Source organism: Brevibacterium aurantiacum (assembly GCF_003932995.1).
Lineage (GTDB): Bacteria > Actinomycetota > Actinomycetes > Actinomycetales > Brevibacteriaceae > Brevibacterium > Brevibacterium aurantiacum.
The window spans coordinates 1,597,365-1,616,614 of record NZ_CP025333.1; the positions used below are offsets into that span (position 1 = coordinate 1,597,365).

The 19,250-nt window shown below is 63.4% G+C and carries 19 protein-coding genes; 11 read left to right on the forward strand and 8 right to left on the reverse strand.

Annotated features, from left to right (window positions below; genetic code table 11):
• The first annotated feature begins 70 nt into the window (after positions 1–70).
• The 5 genes from mtrA (at position 71) to hpf (ending at position 6,012) form a co-directional block, all read left to right on the forward strand.
• Complete coding sequence (gene mtrA, locus CXR25_RS07335) at positions 71–751, forward strand: MtrAB system response regulator MtrA (protein WP_009884702.1); 681 nt, start codon at positions 71–73, stop codon at positions 749–751.
• Positions 748–2,814, forward strand: coding sequence for an MtrAB system histidine kinase MtrB (gene mtrB, locus CXR25_RS07340; RefSeq protein WP_096177433.1), 2,067 nt, complete (start codon positions 748–750; stop codon positions 2,812–2,814). The genes mtrA and mtrB overlap by 4 nt, the downstream gene beginning before the upstream one ends.
• Entirely contained in the window at positions 2,811–4,532 is a 1,722-nt protein-coding gene (locus CXR25_RS07345; RefSeq protein ID WP_096177432.1) for an LpqB family beta-propeller domain-containing protein, read from the forward strand. The genes mtrB and CXR25_RS07345 overlap by 4 nt, the downstream gene beginning before the upstream one ends.
• A 31-nt stretch (positions 4,533–4,563) precedes the next feature.
• Positions 4,564–5,286, forward strand: coding sequence for a ComF family protein (locus CXR25_RS07350; protein ID WP_125240477.1), 723 nt, complete (start codon positions 4,564–4,566; stop codon positions 5,284–5,286).
• A 66-nt stretch (positions 5,287–5,352) separates the two neighbouring features.
• The gene (gene hpf / locus CXR25_RS07355; RefSeq protein ID WP_069599903.1) at positions 5,353–6,012 is read left to right on the forward strand and encodes a ribosome hibernation-promoting factor, HPF/YfiA family; all 660 of its coding nucleotides are present in this window, start codon (positions 5,353–5,355) and stop codon (positions 6,010–6,012) included.
• A gap of 128 nt (positions 6,013–6,140) precedes the next feature.
• On the opposite strand, the gene CXR25_RS07360 is transcribed toward hpf, so the two are convergent.
• The 4 genes from CXR25_RS07360 to CXR25_RS07375 form a co-directional block, all read right to left on the reverse strand.
• Positions 6,141–7,205: a DUF418 domain-containing protein gene (locus CXR25_RS07360; protein WP_114384676.1), complete on the reverse strand. Its 1,065-nt coding sequence runs from the start codon at positions 7,203–7,205 to the stop codon at positions 6,141–6,143.
• Positions 7,206–7,290: 85 nt separating this feature from the next.
• Positions 7,291–7,932 (reverse strand): response regulator, encoded by a 642-nt coding sequence (locus tag CXR25_RS07365; protein WP_029417570.1) that lies wholly within the window; start codon positions 7,930–7,932, stop codon positions 7,291–7,293.
• A gap of 37 nt (positions 7,933–7,969) precedes the next feature.
• Positions 7,970–8,839, reverse strand: a complete 870-nt coding sequence (locus CXR25_RS07370; protein ID WP_164513953.1) for a sensor histidine kinase — start codon at positions 8,837–8,839, stop codon at positions 7,970–7,972.
• Positions 8,840–9,160: 321 nt separating this feature from the next.
• Positions 9,161–9,739, reverse strand: coding sequence for a hypothetical protein (locus CXR25_RS07375; protein WP_069599906.1), 579 nt, complete (start codon positions 9,737–9,739; stop codon positions 9,161–9,163).
• A 161-nt stretch (positions 9,740–9,900) separates the two neighbouring features.
• Here CXR25_RS07375 and CXR25_RS07380 point away from each other — a divergent pair, with 161 nt between their 5' ends.
• Positions 9,901–11,145: a winged helix-turn-helix domain-containing protein gene (locus CXR25_RS07380; RefSeq protein ID WP_069601318.1), complete on the forward strand. Its 1,245-nt coding sequence runs from the start codon at positions 9,901–9,903 to the stop codon at positions 11,143–11,145.
• Positions 11,146–11,199: 54 nt separating this feature from the next.
• Positions 11,200–13,896 (forward strand): preprotein translocase subunit SecA, encoded by a 2,697-nt coding sequence (gene secA / locus CXR25_RS07385; RefSeq protein ID WP_069599907.1) that lies wholly within the window; start codon positions 11,200–11,202, stop codon positions 13,894–13,896.
• 22 nt (positions 13,897–13,918) lie between these two features.
• Here the strand turns inward: secA and CXR25_RS07390 are convergent, their stop codons facing one another.
• A complete protein-coding gene (locus tag CXR25_RS07390; RefSeq protein WP_069599908.1) occupies positions 13,919–14,386 on the reverse strand; it encodes an Rv3235 family protein in 468 nt (155 codons plus the stop codon).
• Complete coding sequence (locus CXR25_RS07395) at positions 14,383–15,201, reverse strand: LysM peptidoglycan-binding domain-containing protein (RefSeq protein WP_069599909.1); 819 nt, start codon at positions 15,199–15,201, stop codon at positions 14,383–14,385. The genes CXR25_RS07390 and CXR25_RS07395 overlap by 4 nt, the downstream gene beginning before the upstream one ends.
• A gap of 148 nt (positions 15,202–15,349) precedes the next feature.
• On the opposite strand from CXR25_RS07395, the gene CXR25_RS07400 reads away from it, so the two are divergent.
• Complete coding sequence (locus tag CXR25_RS07400) at positions 15,350–15,865, forward strand: hypothetical protein (RefSeq protein WP_009884688.1); 516 nt, start codon at positions 15,350–15,352, stop codon at positions 15,863–15,865.
• A gap of 32 nt (positions 15,866–15,897) precedes the next feature.
• Here the strand turns inward: CXR25_RS07400 and CXR25_RS07405 are convergent, their stop codons facing one another.
• Complete coding sequence (locus tag CXR25_RS07405) at positions 15,898–16,119, reverse strand: helix-turn-helix domain-containing protein (protein WP_009884687.1); 222 nt, start codon at positions 16,117–16,119, stop codon at positions 15,898–15,900.
• Positions 16,120–16,259: 140 nt separating this feature from the next.
• Between CXR25_RS07405 and CXR25_RS07410 the strand changes: the two genes are divergently transcribed.
• Genes CXR25_RS07410 through CXR25_RS07420 form a run of 3 tightly spaced genes read left to right on the forward strand, consistent with a single transcriptional unit; the run spans position 16,260 to position 18,604 of the window.
• Complete coding sequence (locus tag CXR25_RS07410) at positions 16,260–16,910, forward strand: SAF domain-containing protein (protein ID WP_009884686.1); 651 nt, start codon at positions 16,260–16,262, stop codon at positions 16,908–16,910.
• The gene (locus tag CXR25_RS07415) at positions 16,907–18,127 is read left to right on the forward strand and encodes a CpaE/TadZ family protein (RefSeq protein WP_069599910.1); all 1,221 of its coding nucleotides are present in this window, start codon (positions 16,907–16,909) and stop codon (positions 18,125–18,127) included. Before CXR25_RS07410 ends, CXR25_RS07415 begins: the two co-directional genes overlap by 4 nt.
• A gap of 9 nt (positions 18,128–18,136) precedes the next feature.
• The gene (locus tag CXR25_RS07420) at positions 18,137–18,604 is read left to right on the forward strand and encodes a DUF6912 family protein (RefSeq protein WP_125240478.1); all 468 of its coding nucleotides are present in this window, start codon (positions 18,137–18,139) and stop codon (positions 18,602–18,604) included.
• A 57-nt stretch (positions 18,605–18,661) separates the two neighbouring features.
• On the opposite strand, the gene CXR25_RS07425 is transcribed toward CXR25_RS07420, so the two are convergent.
• Positions 18,662–19,126, reverse strand: a complete 465-nt coding sequence (locus CXR25_RS07425; protein WP_009884683.1) for a DUF2505 domain-containing protein — start codon at positions 19,124–19,126, stop codon at positions 18,662–18,664.
• Positions 19,127–19,250 lie beyond the last annotated feature (124 nt).

A 19,250-nucleotide genomic window follows, 5' to 3' on the forward strand; every position in this document is an offset into this window, starting at 1 on the left:
ACGACGTCTGCATTCAGCGGTGGGGGTGTCGAGGTCGAAAGATTGGACGCTCATAAGCGACAATGGGAGGATGAACGCTCGTATCCTCGTAGTTGATGATGACACGGCTCTGGCCGAAATGATCGGAATTGTGCTCAAAAGTGAAGGCTTCGAACCCTTCTTCTGTGCCACCGGCGATCAGGCTTTCGACGAATTCCAAAAGGTGAATCCGGACCTCGTCCTCCTCGACCTCATGCTGCCCGGGAAGGACGGACTCGAGGTCTGTCGGGAGATCCGGGAGATCTCCTCCGTGCCGATCATAATGCTCACGGCGAAATCGGACACCGTGGACGTCGTCCTCGGCCTGGAGTCCGGTGCCGATGACTACGTTCCCAAACCGTTCAAGCCCAAGGAGCTCATTGCCAGGGTGCGGGCCCGCCTGCGCATCTCCGAACCGCAGGCGCCGGAACTGCTCACCGTCGGCGATGTCGTTGTCGACGTCGCCGGTCACACGGTGACCAAGGGCGGTTCCCCGATCTCCCTGACCCCGCTCGAGTTCGATCTGCTGGTGGCGCTGGCCCGCAAACCCTGGCAGGTCTTCTCCCGTGAGACCCTGCTCGAAGAGGTGTGGGGCTACCGGCATGCGGCGGACACCCGTCTTGTGAACGTGCACGTGCAGCGACTGCGTTCGAAGATCGAGCGTGACCCGGAGAAGCCGGACATCATCGTGACCGTTCGCGGCGTGGGATATAAGGCAGGCAGAGCGGCGTGAGTCCCACCTCGGCTGTGGGCGGAGCGATCCGCACCGCAGCCTCGGCGGTCCAGACGTTCTGGAGGTTCCTCCTCCGTTCGTTCAGCCATTCCCTGCAGCTGCGGATCGTCGTCCTCACCATCGTCCTCACCTCCGTGGCCATCTTCGGAGTGGGGACGTACATGTCCCAGCAGATCTCACGTGGCCTCTTCGACACCCGGCTCCAGTCCCTGTCCTCTCAGGCCGGGACCATCGTCTCCGAGCTGCGCAGCCTCGCCCCCGTCGACGGGCAGGCGGTGACTCAGGAGAACCTGAGCTCTCAGCTCTCTTCGATCTACAACCGCTCCACCGGTTCCGTGTACTCGCTGTCGTTGGAGCCCAGTGATCCGAACTCATCGTTCTCAACCGTCAGTGCGGGGAAGACGGAGTCTGATGGCTCCGCCGTCGAGGTGCCCGCCACCGATGAGCTCAAGGAGGCCATCGGCAAGGCCCCGACCGATGACATGCTCTACCAGTCCGTGGCCCTTCCCGACGGTTCCGGTCCCGGTCTGCTGATCACTCAGGAACTCCAGATCCCAGGTGCCGGTCAATTCCAGCTCTATTATCTGGGTGACCTGTCCGAGCAGCAGGACACCCTCGACTTCGTGCAGCGTTCGATGCTCGTCGCAGCCCTTGTCCTCGTCGTTCTCGTCGGTGCTGTGGCCTGGATCGTCACCCGGCTCGTGGTGACTCCGGTTCGCACCGGCGCCGAGGTGGCACGTCTGATCGCCGATGGTGACCTGGACGAGCGCATGCCGGTTCACGGCAATGACGAGATCGCGGTGCTGGGGGAGTCCTTCAACGACATGGCCGACACTCTGCAGCATCAGATTCAGCAGATGGAGCGACTCTCCGTCCTGCAGCGACAGTTCGTCTCCGACGTCTCCCACGAGCTGCGCACACCCCTGACCACGATCCGGGCCGCCGCAGACCTCATCTACGATGGGCGCGACGACCTCGATCCGGTCACCTCCCGCAGCGCGGAACTGCTGAACTCGCAGGCGGAGAGGTTCGACAATCTCCTCTCGGACCTGCTCGAGATCTCCCGCTACGACGCCGGTGCCGCCGCCCTCGTGGCCAAGCCCGTCGATGTTGGGGCCATCGTGACCTCGATCATCGAAACGGTGTCGATGGTGGCTGACCAGATGTCGACGAACATCGTCGTCCACGCCCCGTCCTCGCCGGTGATGGCCGAGGTCGACCGCGTGCGCATCACCCGTATCGTGCGCAACCTCGTCGTCAATGCGATCGAACACGGAGAGTCCAATCCGATCGACATCTATGTCGCCTCCAACGCCGAGGCGGTGGCCGTGAGCGTGCGTGACCACGGGGTGGGCATGAACGAAGAGCAGGTCGAGCACGTCTTCGACCGCTTCTGGCGTGCGGATCCCGCCCGCAAACGCACCTTGGGCGGTTCTGGTCTGGGGCTGGCCATCTCGCTCGAGGACGCTCACCTGCACAACGGCTGGCTGCAGGTCTGGGGCAAATTGGGAGAGGGCTCGTGTTTCCGCCTGACCATTCCACGCCGTCCAGATCAGGAGATCACGTCCTCACCTCTGCCTCTGCCGCCACGAGATGCGCAGATCCAGGGTGCCGCCCTGGTGGCCGGCCCGCTGTCCTCGGACGGTTCCGTGCGGATCCAGACGGGCTCGATTCCCATCGTGGTCGAGACCGGTCAGACTGGCCCCGCCCACGACGGCTTCGTCGATGAGCCTGAGGTCATCAGCGGTGATTCGGCCATCATCGACGACGGCACCGATATTGACACCGACTCCGACGACGAGACACTTGATGTCGACGAGGCTGGCACAGCCACGGAGGTCAGTGACGACCCGGATGCCGCGAATGACTCTGAGGCGCGCAAGGGTTCTGAGACTCGCAACGACTCGGATACCGGGAGGGACTCGGAGGGCGAGCCCGACTCCGACGCCGAGGCAGGCAGCAGTGAGCCCGAGCCCGACGCTGCTGGCGACGCCGAAATTCACATCGACATGGACACCGTTTGGCACCCCAGCACCACTCCCGAAGGAGGATCGAAGTCATGAAGACTCCCCGCCGTAGGAAGAGTCTGCAGATGCTCATCCTCGCCATCTTCGCCACCATGGCGCTGGGAGCCTGTTCCTCGATCCCGAGCAGTTCGCCCGTCGGTCACATCGAAGCGGGATCCGGTGACCCCGGAGCCAGCAGCGCCCGTATCCCTGACGGCCCTGAACCCGGTGACAGCATCGGTGAGATCGTCCGCGGATTCTTAGCAGCCGGTGCGGGTACCGGAAACAACTTCTCCGTCGCCAAGTCCTTCCTCACCGAGGCCGAGGCCCAGGAATGGAATCCGCAGGAGTCGGTGTCAATACTGCCCAACGACACCGATCTGGACTCGCTCAACGCCGGAGTCACCTCCGACAACAAAACGCTGACGATGTCGGCCCCGGTCGTCGGGCTCGTCAACTCCTCGGGCATCTACAATTCCACCAAGCCGGGAACTCAGTCGAACATGGAGTTCTCGCTGCGTCAGGAGAACGGGGAGTGGCGCATCGCCTCGGCGCCCGATGGTCTGCTCATCTCCGAGACAGAGTTCCAGACGATCTTCCTCAACTACTCGCTGCAGTTCTTCACCTCCGACTACTCCTACCTAGTCCCGGACTCCCGGTGGTTCCTCCGGTCCTCGTCAACACCGACGGCGCTCATCAACGAACTCCTCAGCGGACCGGCCTCGTACCTCTCGCGCGCGGTCGTGACCGCAATCCCTGATGGTGCGAAACTCAGCGACACCAACGTGGTGACCATTGAGAACGGTGTTGCGCATATCGCCTTGGGCAGCCAGGGAGATGCGCCGACAGACAGAGAGAAGGGGCTGATCCGACAGCAGATCGCGTCGACGCTCAAGGTCATCCCCTCCATTTCGAGCATCGAGCTGACCATCGGCGGACAGCTCGTTTCGGAGAGTCTGCAGCCGAAGACCGATTCCTCCGTCCAGGTCGACGGTCCACCCGTGGTGCTGTCCCAGGACCGGCTCTCACGCATCTCCGGCACGACAGTGGCCAAGGTCGAGAACAGCCCGAATCTGGCTAAGGCCAAAGCCAGCGATCCAGCCGTGTCCTTCGACGATTCGCTCTACGTCTACCTGCAGAACTCCGGTAAGGAGCTCATGCGGCTCAAGGCCGATACCGTTGATGCGACTCCGATCTTCAAGGGCAAGAAGCTCGTCCGCCCCAGCATCGACCGGTTCAACACGGTGTGGACCGGAGAACGCGATAACAAGGGCAAGCTCACCGCCATCGGCGAAGACAGCAAGGAGTACTCGATAGCCACGGACTTCCTCTCCGGTCGAGATCTCATCGACCTCGAAGTCTCACGCGACGGGACACGGATCGCGCTGCTGAGCCGGCACAAGGGCGAACCCTCACGCATCGACGTCGTCGGCATCCCGCGTGACAAGGCGGGCAACCCCTCCAGCGCTGTGTCCGATGCCCCGATCGAGGTTGGATCGAACTTCGACGAGGTCAAGGACATCTCGTGGGCGGGATCGACGTCGCTGGTGGCCTTGGCTGCGATGGAAGGCGATGAGGTCCAGCCGTTCCGCATCGGTGTCACCGGACCTCCGGCGCAACTGGGAGAGGTCCCCGACGGCAGCCGCATCGCCTCGGGCGAGGACGGACGTTCGATTCTCGTGACGAGCTCATCAGGTGAGATCTACTCCTACAATTCCAACGCCTGGCAGAAGCTCGTCGACATCACGGCCAAAGACCCCTCCTATCCGGGCTGAGGTGCGCAGCGCGGCGAGGTAGATTTCTCCCATGGGCCTGCTCACCGGATTCGGCGAACTCTTCCTGCCCCGCCGGTGCGCCGGCTGCGGGCGGGAGGACGTCTCATTGTGTACGGCCTGTCTGCATCTCCTCGGCGGCATCCCGCGCGCCATGGAACCTCGATACGGTCAGATTCCCGTCGTCGGCGTCTCGGAATACAGTACCCAGATTTCTCATATGGTGGTCAACTTCAAAGACAACGGACGCCGCGACATTCTCGACCCGCTAGCCCTGGCACTTGCACGCTCCATCACCGCGGCCTTGGAATTGGCTCATCATTCGGGTGGGAGGGTCAGACTGTTTCCCGCGCCGAGCTCTCCGCAGGCGCTGCGACGTCGCGGCCGTTCCCATACGGCGGCATTGGCCCGACGGGCCGCGCAGCTGGTTCCCGAACTGTCCCTGGAGGTCATCGATGTGCTCCTCACCAGACGCCACCATGATCAGGTCGGTCTGGGAGCCCATGCCAGGGAGGCCAATGTGGCCAGATCGCAGTATCTCAACCCGACGATCCTGGACTCAGCGATTGGGCGACCAGGCGGCGAAACGGAGTCGGAATCGGGTGTGGATCTTCTCATCGATGATTTCTCAACCACCGGCGCAACCTTGGCAGAAAGCGCAAGGGTATTAGCATCGGTGCAGATCAGACCCGCTGCAGGAGCCGTTCTCGGTCTCGGCCGCGGGGGCACTCGATTTGTCTCTCCCTTTACTGTATAACGGTGTTTACCCATCCAAGGGAATGGGATCGGATGAATCCGAAGAACGAGTCGCTAAGGACGCATCATGGACATTGTTGTCAACGGACGTCAACTGACCATCTCCGACAGTTTTCGGGCCCACATTGAGGACAAGATCGCCAAGGTCGAGCAGCTCGCACCGCGAGCGCAACGAGTCGAAGTGCACGTTGCTCACGAGAAGAACTCTCGTCAGCCCGAAACCAGCGAACGAGTCGAACTCACTGTAGTGGCGAAGGGACCGGCCATTCGCGCCGAAGCCATGGCAAGCGACAAGTATGCGGCATTGGATCTGGCCTGGGCGAAGCTCGTCGAACGATTACGGCGTGCCAGGGACCGCAACAAGGTTCCTCGAGCCGGCCACCATCGGAAGGAATCGACCGCAGAGGCACTCGCGAAGATGCCCGTGGCCGATTCGCTCGTCCCCGAGGAGGGCGAGGCGATCGACGCGAACGCGTCCGCGAACAACGATCAGACGAACGGTCGGATCAAGGCTGAAGGCGATTCGCCGGTGGTTCTGCGTGAGAAGACGTTCAACGGCTCACCCATCGGCATCGAGGAGGCACTCAACCGGATGGAGCTCGTCGGACACGACTTCTACCTGTTCATCGACGAGGAGTCGAGCAAACCCTCCGTCGTCTACCGCCGCAAGGGCTGGAGCTACGGGGTCATCGCCCTTGACCCGGAGCTCGAGCCAGTCGCCGACTGAGCCGAAATCGACAGTGCTGACTCAGGCTGAGGGGCACTGATTCGAACTCAGATAAGAATACGAACACGATCGCCGAGGTGGGAGGGCCCACCTCGGCGATCTGTGTCTGTGGATATGTCGGTGGTGTCTCAGGCTCGTGTACCCTCACGTCCCCAGGTGACCAGTCGCCACAGCCTCTCCAAGGGGCCCTGCCCGACGAAGCGCAGCCATAGTGCGGAGACGATGATCTGGATGATCATGATGCCGAGGCAGATGAGGACGCCTGCCAGGTATCCGCCATGATCATCGAACTGGGTCAGGTCGGGCTCAATGGCCTTCACGCCCAGAATGAGCAGTGTGGCTCCGATGTAGTTGCTCAGCGCCATCCGACCCAGCTGTGCGAAGACCTGCCTCAGAACCGCCTCGGCGGGGGTGAGCATGAGCAGCATGACGATGACGACGAGGCACAGGGCCATGGTGATGCCGAGGCCGGCCGTGATCCACATGTGCACCTGGCGGGTGATGTAGTCGGTGAGCAGGAATCCGGTGACGGAGACGGCGGCGCTTGCGGCCCCGATCAGGGCCAGCCGGCCGGGATGGCGCAGTGCGCGGCGGATGGTGTCTGCGTAGCCGGCGGCGAATCCGAGCAGGAAGAGTCCGGGGATGATCACTTGGCCACCGCCGAACCAGACTCCGGCGGCCAGGAGGACCCCTCCGGCGATCGATGTGGTCGCGGCCAGCGCGCGGGCTGGAATCCACGTCGCGGGCAGAAGGATGACGATCGCGACGATCGCATAGGGCAGCAGAGCCTCACCGGGCTGCAGGGACGCGTGGCCGACGCCGAGGAGGGCCAGGAACAGGAAGCGGCGCAGCATTGCGAGCCTGGGTCTGGGACTGCGGGCCCTGGCCGAGTTCCACATGATGCCGAAGCCGATGCCGAAGAGCAGAGAGAAGATCGGGAAGAACCTGTTCTGCACGAAGTCCTGTTCGAACCTGTAGAAGCTCTGGACAGCGCCGGTCTCGGTGACTGCGTCAAGGCCGAACAGCGGCGGCAGATTGACGATCATGATGCCGCACAGCGCAATACCGCGTATGACGTCGAGGGCCGCGATGCGGGATCTGGCCGGAATGCGCGAGCTGCGGGGCTCGGTCGTGGTGCGTGTGGGGGAGTCGGTCGGTGCTGTGGACGGGTGGTCGCTGGTGTCTGAACTCATGTGTTCCATCCTGGTTCACCCCGCCCGCCGCCGACATCGGCACAATGGCCGGACTCCGCGATCAGGGGTCAGCCATTCGGCCGATTCATCGCCCCGCGTTCATTGCCCCGGACTCCCACATCCGTGCAGCGATCTCGACCCGGTTGCGGGCACCCAGGCGCGTCTGGATGCTGCCCAGATGAGACTTCACGGTCCCCAGCGAGATATAGAGCTCGGCACAGATCTCCTGGTTCGTCCGCCCCCGCGCCACGAGGCGAGCGACGTCGTTCTCCCTTTCGCTGAGTCCGGCGAGGCGGTCCTCGCCCGTTCTGGTGTCCTGGGCGCGGCGGCTGAGCAGATCCAGGGTCAGCGACGGTGAGATCAGCGCGTCGCCGTTCGCGGCGGCCCTGACTGCGGCCAGCAGCAGGTCCGGGCCGGCATCCTTGAGGAGGAATCCGCTGGCACCACCGGCCAGAGCCGCATCGACGTAATCGTCATCGTCGAATGTCGTGACCATGATGACCTTGGAGATCGGTGTCAGCCGGGGCAGGGCGGCGAGCCCGTCGAGCTTGGGCATGCGAATGTCGAGGAGGATGACATCGGGGTGTTCGCGTTTGGCCAAGGCGACGGCATCGACCCCGTCAGAAGCCTGCCCGACCACGGTGATCGACTCATCGGCGTCGAGGATGAGGGAGAACCCCATCCGCACCATTTCCTGATCATCGACCAGCGCCACCGTAATCACGATCGTCCTCCGTCGGCTCGTGTCGGACTCATCCCTGAACTCACGGGTTCAAGGGTAGCCGAGTCTCAAGCACCCAGCCCCCGTCGTGGCTGGGCCCGGCGAACAGATCCCCGCCGAGGTGGTCGACCCGTGTGCGCAGCCCGTGGAGACCGGTTCCGCTGCCGGCCCCGATCCCACCAGCACCGGTCCCGCCGGCACTGGGGCCGTTGATCACAGTGAGGATGACGTCACGACGTGAACCATCATCGGGCATCGCCGAGGTGGTGGTGAGCAGCCGGACCGTGATCCGGACGCGGGACCCGGCATGTCGGCGGATGTTCGTCAGCGCCTCGGCCAGCACCCGGTCGAGGACGGGCCAGATGGTGGTGGGGACCGCCTCGGTGTCGGTGCCGTTGAGATCGAGGGTGAGGTCCTCAGCCTCTGCGAAGCCATTCGCCCGATCGATGAGCCCCTGGAGGCCGGAGACGATGGGGGACCGGGCACCGGAATCGCCGGAGACGGACGTGGTGTCTGAGACCAACGACCGGATCTCCTCCAGGGCACGTGTGCCTGACTCTTCGATCTTGGACAGGGCAGTCCTGAGGATCCCGGCGTCTTCGCTGCGGGCCGCGGCTTGGGAGAGGACGACGATCCCGGTCACCTCGTGGGCGACCAGATCGTGGAGTTCGGTGGCCATCCGACGTCGTTCCGCCTCGGCGGCGGTGGCCTGACGTTCGAGCAGGGACCGGTCGACCATGCGCAGCAGGAGCCCCAGGGACAGACTCGCTACGATCACGGTCGAGGCCGCGAAGGCGAAGGTGAGCCCGTCGGGTATGAGACCGGGGACGACGAGGTTGCCCACCGAGAGCAGGATGAGCAGCAGCAGCTGGAGGCCAGTGGAGAACCAGCGGGAGAGCATGACCACAGTCATCAGGCTCAGCCACATCACGGTCAGGCTCAGGGTCGACGCTGCTGCGGACCGGGATGAGCGCGAGGATCAGAGCGAGCGCGGCGAACGGCAGCAGTGAGGTCTGAGGCCTCGTGACCCCGGCGGCAGCTCTTTGGGTGCGGATGAGGATCGGGAGCGCGGTGGCCAGCGCAAACAGATCGGCGATGATCACCAGCCAGCCCGAGCCGGTGAGCGCCTCTAAAGCGAAGGTCAGAGGCAGGGGGAGGAGCCACAGCCACGTGATCACAGTCTTCATCGCGTCCCAGTCTAATCGGGGCGGGTGTGCAGCGGCGCGGGGGAACTTCAGGTCGTGGGGGTTGACTGGTCGCTGTCGTGGGAAGAACGGTATTCGAGTTCGACGACCACGCCGGTCTTGGTCACGGCTGCTCCGTGCTCGCTCACGCCCTCTTCGACCTCGATCTCGCCGGCCAGCTGTCCGTCGGCGAACAGTCGCAGTCTGCGGTCCTTGACCTCGGATGTGTAGGTGACCTTTGTGCCGTTGACCATCGCGGAGTCGGTGAACGATCCGTCCGCGCGCTCATTCGGGTCGACGTCTCCTGCCGGATGGTCGAAGGTCACGAAGCGTGTGAGACGGTCCGCCCGACCGTGGCTGAGACGGCTGACGAGCAGCTGGTCCTTGTTGGTCCCGGCCTGCAGCGCAAGATCGACGTAGGTGAGGTCCACGGAGTCCTGGATGGCGAAGAGGATGTATGGGCGACCATGGACGTCGATCCCGGTGGAGTTCACTCCCTGGTCAGCGAGATAGTCCTCGACCTGGTTTTCGAGTGAGAGCTTCGACTGGTGTTCCCAGACGAAGAGTCCTCCGATGGCAATGGCGATGATGCCGATAGCAGCGGCGAGAGCGATGATGGCCTTCTTCATGATCTGTCCTGGTGCCTTTCGTGGGGGAGTTGTGGGTGTCGTGGTGACAATGACCATCCTTCCGGCAGACGGTCGTGCCGCCTTCGGCCGAACGGCTGGTTCCGATCGGCCGGATGGACGGATTTCCGTGCCGTGTCAGTGCGGTGGCCTACTGTGGGTCCATGCAGAAGATGACACTGTCGGCAGCACGCAGGACTGCAATCGCTGCAACGGGCCTCGACCGGCCGCGCCCGGCCCAGGTGACGGCACGGCACCTGAAATCGACCTTTGCCAGATTGGGTCTGACCCAGATCGACTCGGTCTCACGCGTGGTGCGCTCGCACTACCTGCCCTACTATTCGCGGCTGGGACCGTATCCGCGGGAGACCCTTGACCGCCTCTTCTACTCAGCACCTCGAATGGGCGTCGAATACTGGGCCCACGCGGCGGCGTTCGTTCCGCCTGAGACCTGGCGCCACTTCGAGCAGAGTCGCACCGAGTGGTGGCGCAATGACTACGGGCAGCGGCATCCGGAGACGGGTGCGGCGTTCCGCGAACTCCAGGCTTCCGTCCTCGATGCCTTGGAAGACGGACCAAAGACCGCGCGTGGAGTCGCCGATGTCGTCGATCATGAGATCCCCGAACGGCATCGCGGCCATTGGGGCTGGAATCCCAGCCAGGTCAAGATGGCCCTTGAGGCGCTGTTCGCCGGGGGAACAGTGAGCGCCACCGGCCGCAATGATCACTTCGAACGCATCTATGCGCTGCCGCGCGACGTCAGCGATGTCCTGCCGCAGACTCCGCTGGCCTATGGGCCGAGCCAGGCACCGGAGCTGAGCCTCGTCGATCCGGCGGCTTCTCGTCAACGGGGCATCTCAGGCACGGAGAACAACGTCCTCGAGCTCACGAGGATCGCCGCGAGAGCCCTGGGCATCGCGCGTCCGGGCTGCGTGGCGGACTACTTCCGCCAGCAGCGCGCACCCACGGACGAGGCGATCAGGACTCTGCTGGAGACCGGCGAGCTCATCGAAGTCGACGTCGAGGGCACCCGTGCTCTGAAGTGGCACACAGCGAGGACCCCGCGCCGAGTCGACGCACGGGCGCTGCTGGTCCCGTTCGACCCCCTGGTCTTCTACCGTCCGCGGATCGAATGGCTCTTCGACTTCCACTATCGGATCGAGATCTACACTCCGGCCAAGGACCGAGTGCACGGGTACTATGTGCTGCCGTTCCTCCTCGGCGAACGCCTCGTCGGTCGAGTCGACCTGCACCGGGACCAGGCAGCCGATACGCTCCGGGCGCTGAAGGTGACGTGGGAGCCCGGTGAAGAGCATCAAGAGGAACTGGCGCTGGAGCTGTGCGAAATGGCGAAGTGGCTCGGATTGGGTGCCGTGGATATGAGCGGTACTCACCTGCCATTAAGCTAGGGAATATAGAGTCGTTCGAGTTGTTGTCAGGCATTCATGCCGATTAGGAGAAAAGTGGCTAATTTCCTCGAGAAGCTTCTGCGCACCGGTGAGGGACGCACGCTGAAGAAACTCCGCCAGTACACGGAAGCGATCAATGCGCTGTCCGAGGAGTTCAGCGAGATGTCAGACGCTGAACTGCGAGAGGAAACAGATCGTTTCAAGAAGCGCTATCAGGAGGGGGAGACCCTCGACTCGCTGCTTCCGGAAGCCTTCGCCGCGGTGCGTGAGGCCTCGGGCCGCACCCTGGGCATGCGCCACTTCGACGTCCAGCTCATGGGCGGGGCGGCACTGCACTTGGGCAACATCGCCGAGATGAAGACCGGTGAAGGCAAGACGCTCGTCGCCACGGCACCGGCCTATCTCAATGCGCTCACCGGCGGGTCCGTGCACGTCATCACGGTCAACGACTACCTGGCGACCTATCAGTCCGAACTCATGGGCCGTGTGTTCCGGTTCCTCGGTATGGAGACAGGCTGCATCCAGGCGAACATGTCCTCGGACAACCGTCGCAAACAGTACGCCGCAGACATCACCTACGGGACGAACAATGAGTTCGGCTTCGACTACCTGCGCGACAACATGGCCTGGTCGGCCGACGAACTGGTCCAGCGCGGACACGCCTTCGCGATCGTCGACGAGGTCGACTCGATCCTCATCGACGAGGCGCGCACCCCGCTCATCATCTCCGGTCCAGCAGAAGGCGACGGCAACCGCTGGTACGAAGAGTTCGCCAAGGTCGTCAAGCGCCTCAAGACCGACCGTGACTACGAAGTCGATGAGAAGAAGCGCACCGTGGGTGTGCTCGAACCCGGCATCGAACGAGTCGAGGACTACCTGGGCATCGGCAACCTCTACGATGCGGAGAACACCCCGCTGATCAGCTTCCTCAACAACGCGATCCGCGCGAAGGAGCTCTTCAAGAAGGACAAAGACTATGTGATCCTCGACGGCGAAGTGCTCATCGTCGACGAACACACCGGTCGTGTGCTCAAGGGACGTCGCTACAACGAGGGTCTGCATCAGGCCATCGAGGCCAAGGAGAACGTCAAGGTCCAGGCTGAGAACCAGACCCTGGCGACGATCACCCTGCAGAACTTCTTCCGTCTCTACGACAAGCTCTCGGGCATGACCGGTACAGCCGAGACCGAAGCTGCTGAGTTCATGTCGACCTATAAGCTCGGCGTGGTCCCGATCCCGACGAACAAGCCGATGCAGCGCATCGACCAGTCCGACCTCGTGTACAAGAACGAGGTCGCGAAGTTCGACGCCGTCGTCGACGACATCGCCGAACGCCACGAGACCGGACAGCCGGTGCTAGTGGGCACCACCAGCGTGGAGAAGAGCGAATACCTCTCCAAGCACCTGAAGAAGCGCGGCATCCGTCATGAGGTGCTCAACGCGAAGAACCACGCGGGTGAGGCCTCTATCGTGGCAATGGCCGGTCGGAAAGACGCCGTGACAGTGGCGACGAACATGGCCGGCCGCGGTACCGACATCATGCTCGGCGGCAACGCCGAGTTCATCGCCGTGGCCGAGATGGAGAAGCGGGGCTTGGACCCGCAGGAAGACGCAGAGCAGTACGAAGCGGAATGGCAGGACGTCCTCAAAGCCGCAGAGAAGCGAGTCAAGAGCGAAGCCGAAGAGGTCGTCGAGGCCGGTGGCCTGTACGTCCTGGGCACCGAACGTCACGAATCCCGGCGCATCGACAACCAGCTGCGGGGACGTTCGGGACGTCAGGGTGACCCCGGCGAGAGCCGCTTCTACCTCTCACTGACCGATGATCTGATGCGACTCTTCGGCTCCGGTGCCGCTGAACGGATCATGGCCACCGCCAATGTTCCCGACGACGTCCCGCTGGAATCCAAGATGGTCTCCAGAGCGATCCTCTCCGCGCAGTCGCAGATCGAACAGCGCAATGCCGAACAGCGCAAGAACGTCCTCAAATACGATGACGTGCTCAACCGCCAGCGCACAGTGATCTACGACGAGCGTCGCAGCGTTCTCGACGGGGCGGACCTGGAAGACCAGGTCTCGAAGTTCCGCGAGGAGGTCATCGACGCCTATGTCGCCGAGGCGACCACCGGTCCGGTCGAGGACTGGAAGGTGGGCGAACTCTTCGAAGCACTGGGCAAGATCTATCAGCCCTCAATCACCGAAGAGGACCTGGCCGACGAGGTCGGCGCAATCGGAAACCTGACGAAGAACCGTCTCAACCGTGAGATCCAGTCCGACATCGAGGTGTTCTACGAGCAGCGCGAAGAGGCTCTGGGCGAAGAGGCAACCCGTGAACTCGAACGACGGGTCGTGCTCTCGGTCATCGATAAACGGTGGCGCGAACACCTCTACGAGATGGACTACCTGAAGAACGGCATCGGTCTGCGGGCCATGGCGCAGAAGGATCCGCTGGTGGAATACCAGCGCGAAGGCTTCGACATGTTCAAGACCATGCAGGATGGGATCAAGGAGGACGTCGTCCGCCTCACCAATACCCTGGAAGTGACCGTGAACCGGGCCGACGATGCAGCCGACGATGACTCCGAGGTCGAGGTCGATGCGGCAGAGCTGCGTCACACCACGCCCAAGATGCAGCTGTCCGCTCCGTCCGAGGACGGCTCATCCTCGATGTCTGAGTCCGAGGGTGACGAGGCCGGAGCCGAGCAGCCGGCCAACCGTGCCGAGCGTCGTGCGAAGAAGAAGGCGAAGAGCTGATTCTTCGGCTCTGACAACGAATTCACATCGTCTGCAGAGCAGTCATCGTCCACCGGGTGGTGAGCAGTTCCAAGCGAATTGCCACCGCCCGGAAGCGACTCTGGGTGCGGACGATGACAGTGACTTCGGCGACGTCACCGGTGACACGACAGACTCGCGCATTGCCAGCCTGCAGCGTTCGAGATGGCCCGAGCTCACCCACCGGCTTGGCCGGCGCCACCTCGGCACGCAGCTGGGCCCGCTGATCGATCTTCTCCAGCAGTCCCCGGTCGACCCAACGGGAGATGGAATCGCTGCGCCGTATGCCAGCGAAGATCTCCAAGCACGCCACCGCCAATGAGGTTGCGGTGGCTGCGATGCGGCTGTCATCCCGATCCGCTGCGACCTGGGTCGTCTTTGCCGCTGGGGCAGTGCCGATCCGGTTCTGTCGTGAGTTGGCAGGTGGCGTGTTTGCCACTCGTGGGCGTGAAAGCACCAGTGGGGCGGTCATGGCTGGATCTCCAATCGTTGGCCGGGCATGATGAGGTTCGGATTCGTGCCGATGACGTCCTTGTTTGCTGAGTAGATGTCATCGACGATGTCTTGGGCGGTGCCACCGGATGAGGGCTGGCTGATTGCGATCGACCACAGGCTTTCCCCGACGCCGACGATATGAACGCCGACCTCGTCGTCGGCACCTGGTGGAGCCGAGTCGTCGCTGTCTGCAGCTGGGTCAGGACTGTCTGGATCAGGGTCAGGGGCACCGGTGTCGGCCGCTGGTCCACCCTGGTCAGGGGAGGGAGGACGCGTCGGACCTGATGAGTCGGAGTCAGCAGGCGGTGGAACTGTCGGCCAGCCGGGGTCCAGCGAGGGATCGTCGGCGACTGCAGTCGGCCAGCCCGGATCGAGCGCGGCACTCGGCCCGTCCGGATCGGGCGCGGCACTCGGTGCGGCATTCGTTGCGGCAGCGGCGGCGTAGTGAGCGTCTCGTGGAGGTGCGCCCTCCGGCAGGGGAGAGGCCTGTGCCGCGTGAAGCGTCAGGCTCGCCGAGGCCACAGCGAGAACACTCGAACGCAGCACGGCGGGCACGATGCGCAGGACCGTCCCTGTGGCCAGTGTTCTCACCCGACCTCGGGGCAGGAGCCTGATCAGCATCGTCAGCAGAGACACCACACCGAGCCGAGACGACAGCGCCGCAGCTGTGCCGACGATGATGAGGATGACGAGATCGGTGGTGCTGCGTGGCTCTGGGAGCTGAACCCACGCGGTGATGAACGCACCGATCAGACAGAGCCACGAGATGGTGCAAGCTGCCAGCAGATACATGAAAGCGATCCTTCATTGGAAACGTACACCAATGATGTCGGTAGATAACGTTCGATGTCAATAGACAAATATAACTACAGTAGTGTAGTTCTCATGTACGGGTCGGAATCCCTTGCCTCACGCTCGTCACTGCGGCAGGCTTCAGATCATGGACGATCGGATCGACGCTCTCCTTGCGGATGTCGAAGCAATGCACGCGTCTCGGGAGATCCACGCCAGGCGTGGGGAGTTCGGTGATGAACTCGCGGTCCATGCTGCGCAGCGCACCCTGCTCGAGCGGATGCGTGGAACGCTCGGTCAGCCGGTTCAGGTAGTGGTTGCTGACCGGGAGATATCCGGGACCGCCGTGTTCCTGGGCGATGGAATCTTCGTCATCGCCGGCGTCGAGACAGTGGTCGTGGCCATCGACTCGATTCGAGAGATTCGCACCCGTTCCCGACGGCACAGATACGAACCCGGTGCCTTGGAGCGGTTGGGGATGGCGTCTGCGCTGAGGCGCCTGGCCGCCGATCACGAGGAGATCTCGCTGGAATTGGCGGGGGATGGTGGGACTATTCGTGGGCGCAGCGACATGGTCGCCGCCGACTATGTTGAGATCTCAGGTCGGATCATTCCGCACCGAGCGATCGTGCTGGTGCGTGCCAGGACCAACCCATTCGCCTAGGCAGTGCTGACGGTTCGAGCGCTGCGGTGCGCTCAGTCTTCGAGCGAGCCGGTCTTGATCTCGTGCTCGGTGCGTTCATACATCCGCTGGATGTACGCTTCGATCTCGGTCTTCTCCACACGCCACTGTCCGCGTCCGCCGACTTTGATGGCGCGCAGGTCGCCGGTGCGGACCAGGGCCCGCGCCTGAGCGATCGAGACATTGAGCAGATCGGCCACATCGGTGAGCGGCAGGAAGCGATTTTCGACGACCATGAGGGCCCCTTCTCATTCCAGGTGACTGATTGCTTGGTGACTAATTTTGCCAAAACCATTGCTTTGACCTCGTTTGGTGTTCAATACTATCACTCAGAAACAGTTCCTGTCATGGGAAATTTTCCAAAGGTGGAGATGCAATGGAGCTCTCAAAACGAATTCGTCGGCCCAAGTGGACCGATGCCAGACTGCTGGTCGGAGCGGTCCTCGTCGTCGTGGCCATCGTCGCGACCTATCTGCTCATCAGCGCCGCGAATGCGACGACCCGCGTGTGGGCCAGCGCCTCGCCTCTGGTCCCAGGTCAGGTGGTCAGTGCGGACGATCTGACGATTGCGGAGGTGAACCTGGCAGACATCGGAGACAAGTACCTCTCGGCCGACGCAGGAATCCCGGATCGCTCGAGTGTGCGCACGGTCATCGCCGCCGGTGAGCTGCTGCCAGCCTCGGCGCTGGCGCCCGTCGCGGAACTCGACGGCAGAATTGTGGCCATCGATGTCGCGGGCTCTGTCCCGACGGTCGTGGACACCGGCAGCCTGGTCGATGTCTGGGCGCAGCCGGAGTCGAAGGGGCTCGATGATGAGGGCATCGACCCAGAGCAGATCGTGACCTCGGCACCGGTGTCGAACATCTCCCGTGAGGTGGGCAGCTTCGGTGTCGGAGACGGTGCCAGGATCGAGGTCTTCGTCGCCAGCACTGAACTCTCCGATGTTCTCGGAGCCCTCGACGGCAACAGCGTGCTCTCCGTTGTCGGCGCCCCCGCTGAAGTCAAGGCCGAGGGCGGCCAGTCATGACGCAGGTCCTCCTGGCTGTGGACTTCGAATTCGATCTCATCCTGTTCGAACTCCTCAGTGAGGTCGACGATGTCACCATCGTCGCTCGCCCCGCGGACGAGGTCGAACTGCTCGCATTGTGTCGGACCGGCAGCGCCGACGTCGTCATCGTCGGGCAGTATTTTCCGGGCCTCGACGCGCAGGTCATCGCATCGATCCTGGCAACGGGGACGGCGGTGCTGGGGTTCGGCAATGACACCGCGGCATTGACGGCACTCGGCATCAGCACCAGCGTCCCGTCGAATGCCGATGCTGAGACCGTCGCCCAGGCGCTCAACGACACTCGCGACTCCACTGTTGTTCCGCCGCGGCCCATCGCCCCACCTGGGTCGGCGAGCGGTCAGGGACATATCGTCACGGTCTGGGGAACCGGCTCCTCTCCGGGTCGCACGCTCACGGCGGTCAACCTCGGCGATCATGGGGCCAGACAAGGGCATCGCAGCGTCGTCGTCGATGCCGACACAGTAGCCGCGATGGTGGCAACGACCCTGGGGTTGACGGAGGAGTCGGCACACTTGGCAAGCCTCTGCCGACTCGAGGCGGAGAAGGCGCCGCCCCTGGACGTCTCCGGCGTTCCGCGTGCTGCGATACGCGAGGACTTCCATGCCATCACCGGTTTGACCAGGCCCGACAGGTGGCCGGAAGTGCGCGCTTCGGTCCTCACCGCGGTGCTGGCTCGCCTGGCGAAGATGTTCGACCTCGTGGTCGTCGACGTCTCCGACCGAGTCGACCCCGACGATGACTTCGCCGATCCGTTCTACGACCGGCACTGTGCGACCCGGGCTGCTCTCGACGCCGCCGACACGGTGCTCGTCCTCGCTGCCGGAGATCCGATCGGACTGCAGAGGCTCGTCAAACTGCTGGGCACCGACAGAGTGGAGTCGCTGGGTTCGAGAATGCGCATCGGCATCACGAAGGTCCGCTCGTCAGCCGTCGGCCACCCCGCCGAGGGGCGAATCCGGGAAGTGCTGTCCAGGTTCGTCCGTCGGGATCCCGACTTCATCTTCAGCGAAGATCGTGTGACGACCGATGCCGCCATGTTGGCCGGACACACGCTCCACGAGGAGAATCCGAAATCCGTGCTCAGCCAGGAGTACGCTGCCGCGGTGGCCGAACTGCTCCCGGCACGAAAGCGCTCTAGGAAGACAGGTTCGGGGCGCAGGGTGAAGTCCCTTTAAGATTGGAGCATGTCGATTCGCTGCTACATCCCGACCACACTGGACGCACTTCGCCGAGGACTCGCCTCCGTGCATGCGGTCGCCCCCGACGCCCACGGTCGAGGGCTGGGCGGAGATGAACTTGAGGCGCGAGAGTTCGACGCTCTCTACATTGCGGCCGCACTGGCCGCCACCCAGTCATTCGAGGACGGTCCCGCAGACATCCAAGAGCCCTCGCCACGCGCCGTCGTCGCCTACGACGCACCCGATGCAACTGCCGGTGAGGAACTCGTCGACGGCTTCGACCTGCTCAGCCTTCCCGAGGTCGACGTGACCTCGATCGTGAGCATCCACATCGACGAGGTCGAGGTCTGGGAAGAAGCTGCCAAGATCGGGGCCGACGGCGGACGCGAAGCGGCAGAGGACCACCTCGGCGACTCAGATCTGCTCTGGTACGACGCGACCGAGCTTCCCGAGCTGCTGCGCGAACGCAGCTGAGACCGGACGCGGACATAGCTGAGACTGAACGCGCCTGAGACCGGGCGCGCCGCAGTCTCAGGCGCGTTCGAGCTTGTTCAGCCGATCGTCGAGACGGTTCTGCAGAATAGGCACCACGGCCTGTTCGATCATCGACCCGAACAGGGGAATCGAGGAGCTGATCTCGGCGCGCACCGACAGCGAAGTTCCCGCGTCCTTCTGGGTCAGCGTGATGAGCGCATCGATCTCAACGGGCACTCCGGCCGCGTGGGCGGTCATCCTGATCTCCGCGCTGTCACCGATGACGTCGCCGGGAATCATGTAGACCTCAACGAGTTCGGCATCCGCCGGCAGGTGGGAGGCCAGGGCCGAGGGCATCTCATCCTTGGGCAGCGGCGTCTTCACCGTCACCTCGGTGTCGGGATCGATTCGTTCTGCCTGGGCTTCATATCCCAGTGACTGCCACGTCGAGGCGTCGGCAAGCCTGAGAAGAAAATCGGACAGAGATTCCGAGTAATCATGGTTGAGAGTCAGAGTTCGCATAGCTCCAGTTTGCCAGTAGTTCATCGTCCTGACCCAGCATCGCCGTCGGCGTGCCTTTCTGGGCATTACGGCATAGTGTGGGTGATGGCGGTTCGACGTCGAATCGCAGTAAATTTTGCGCGCT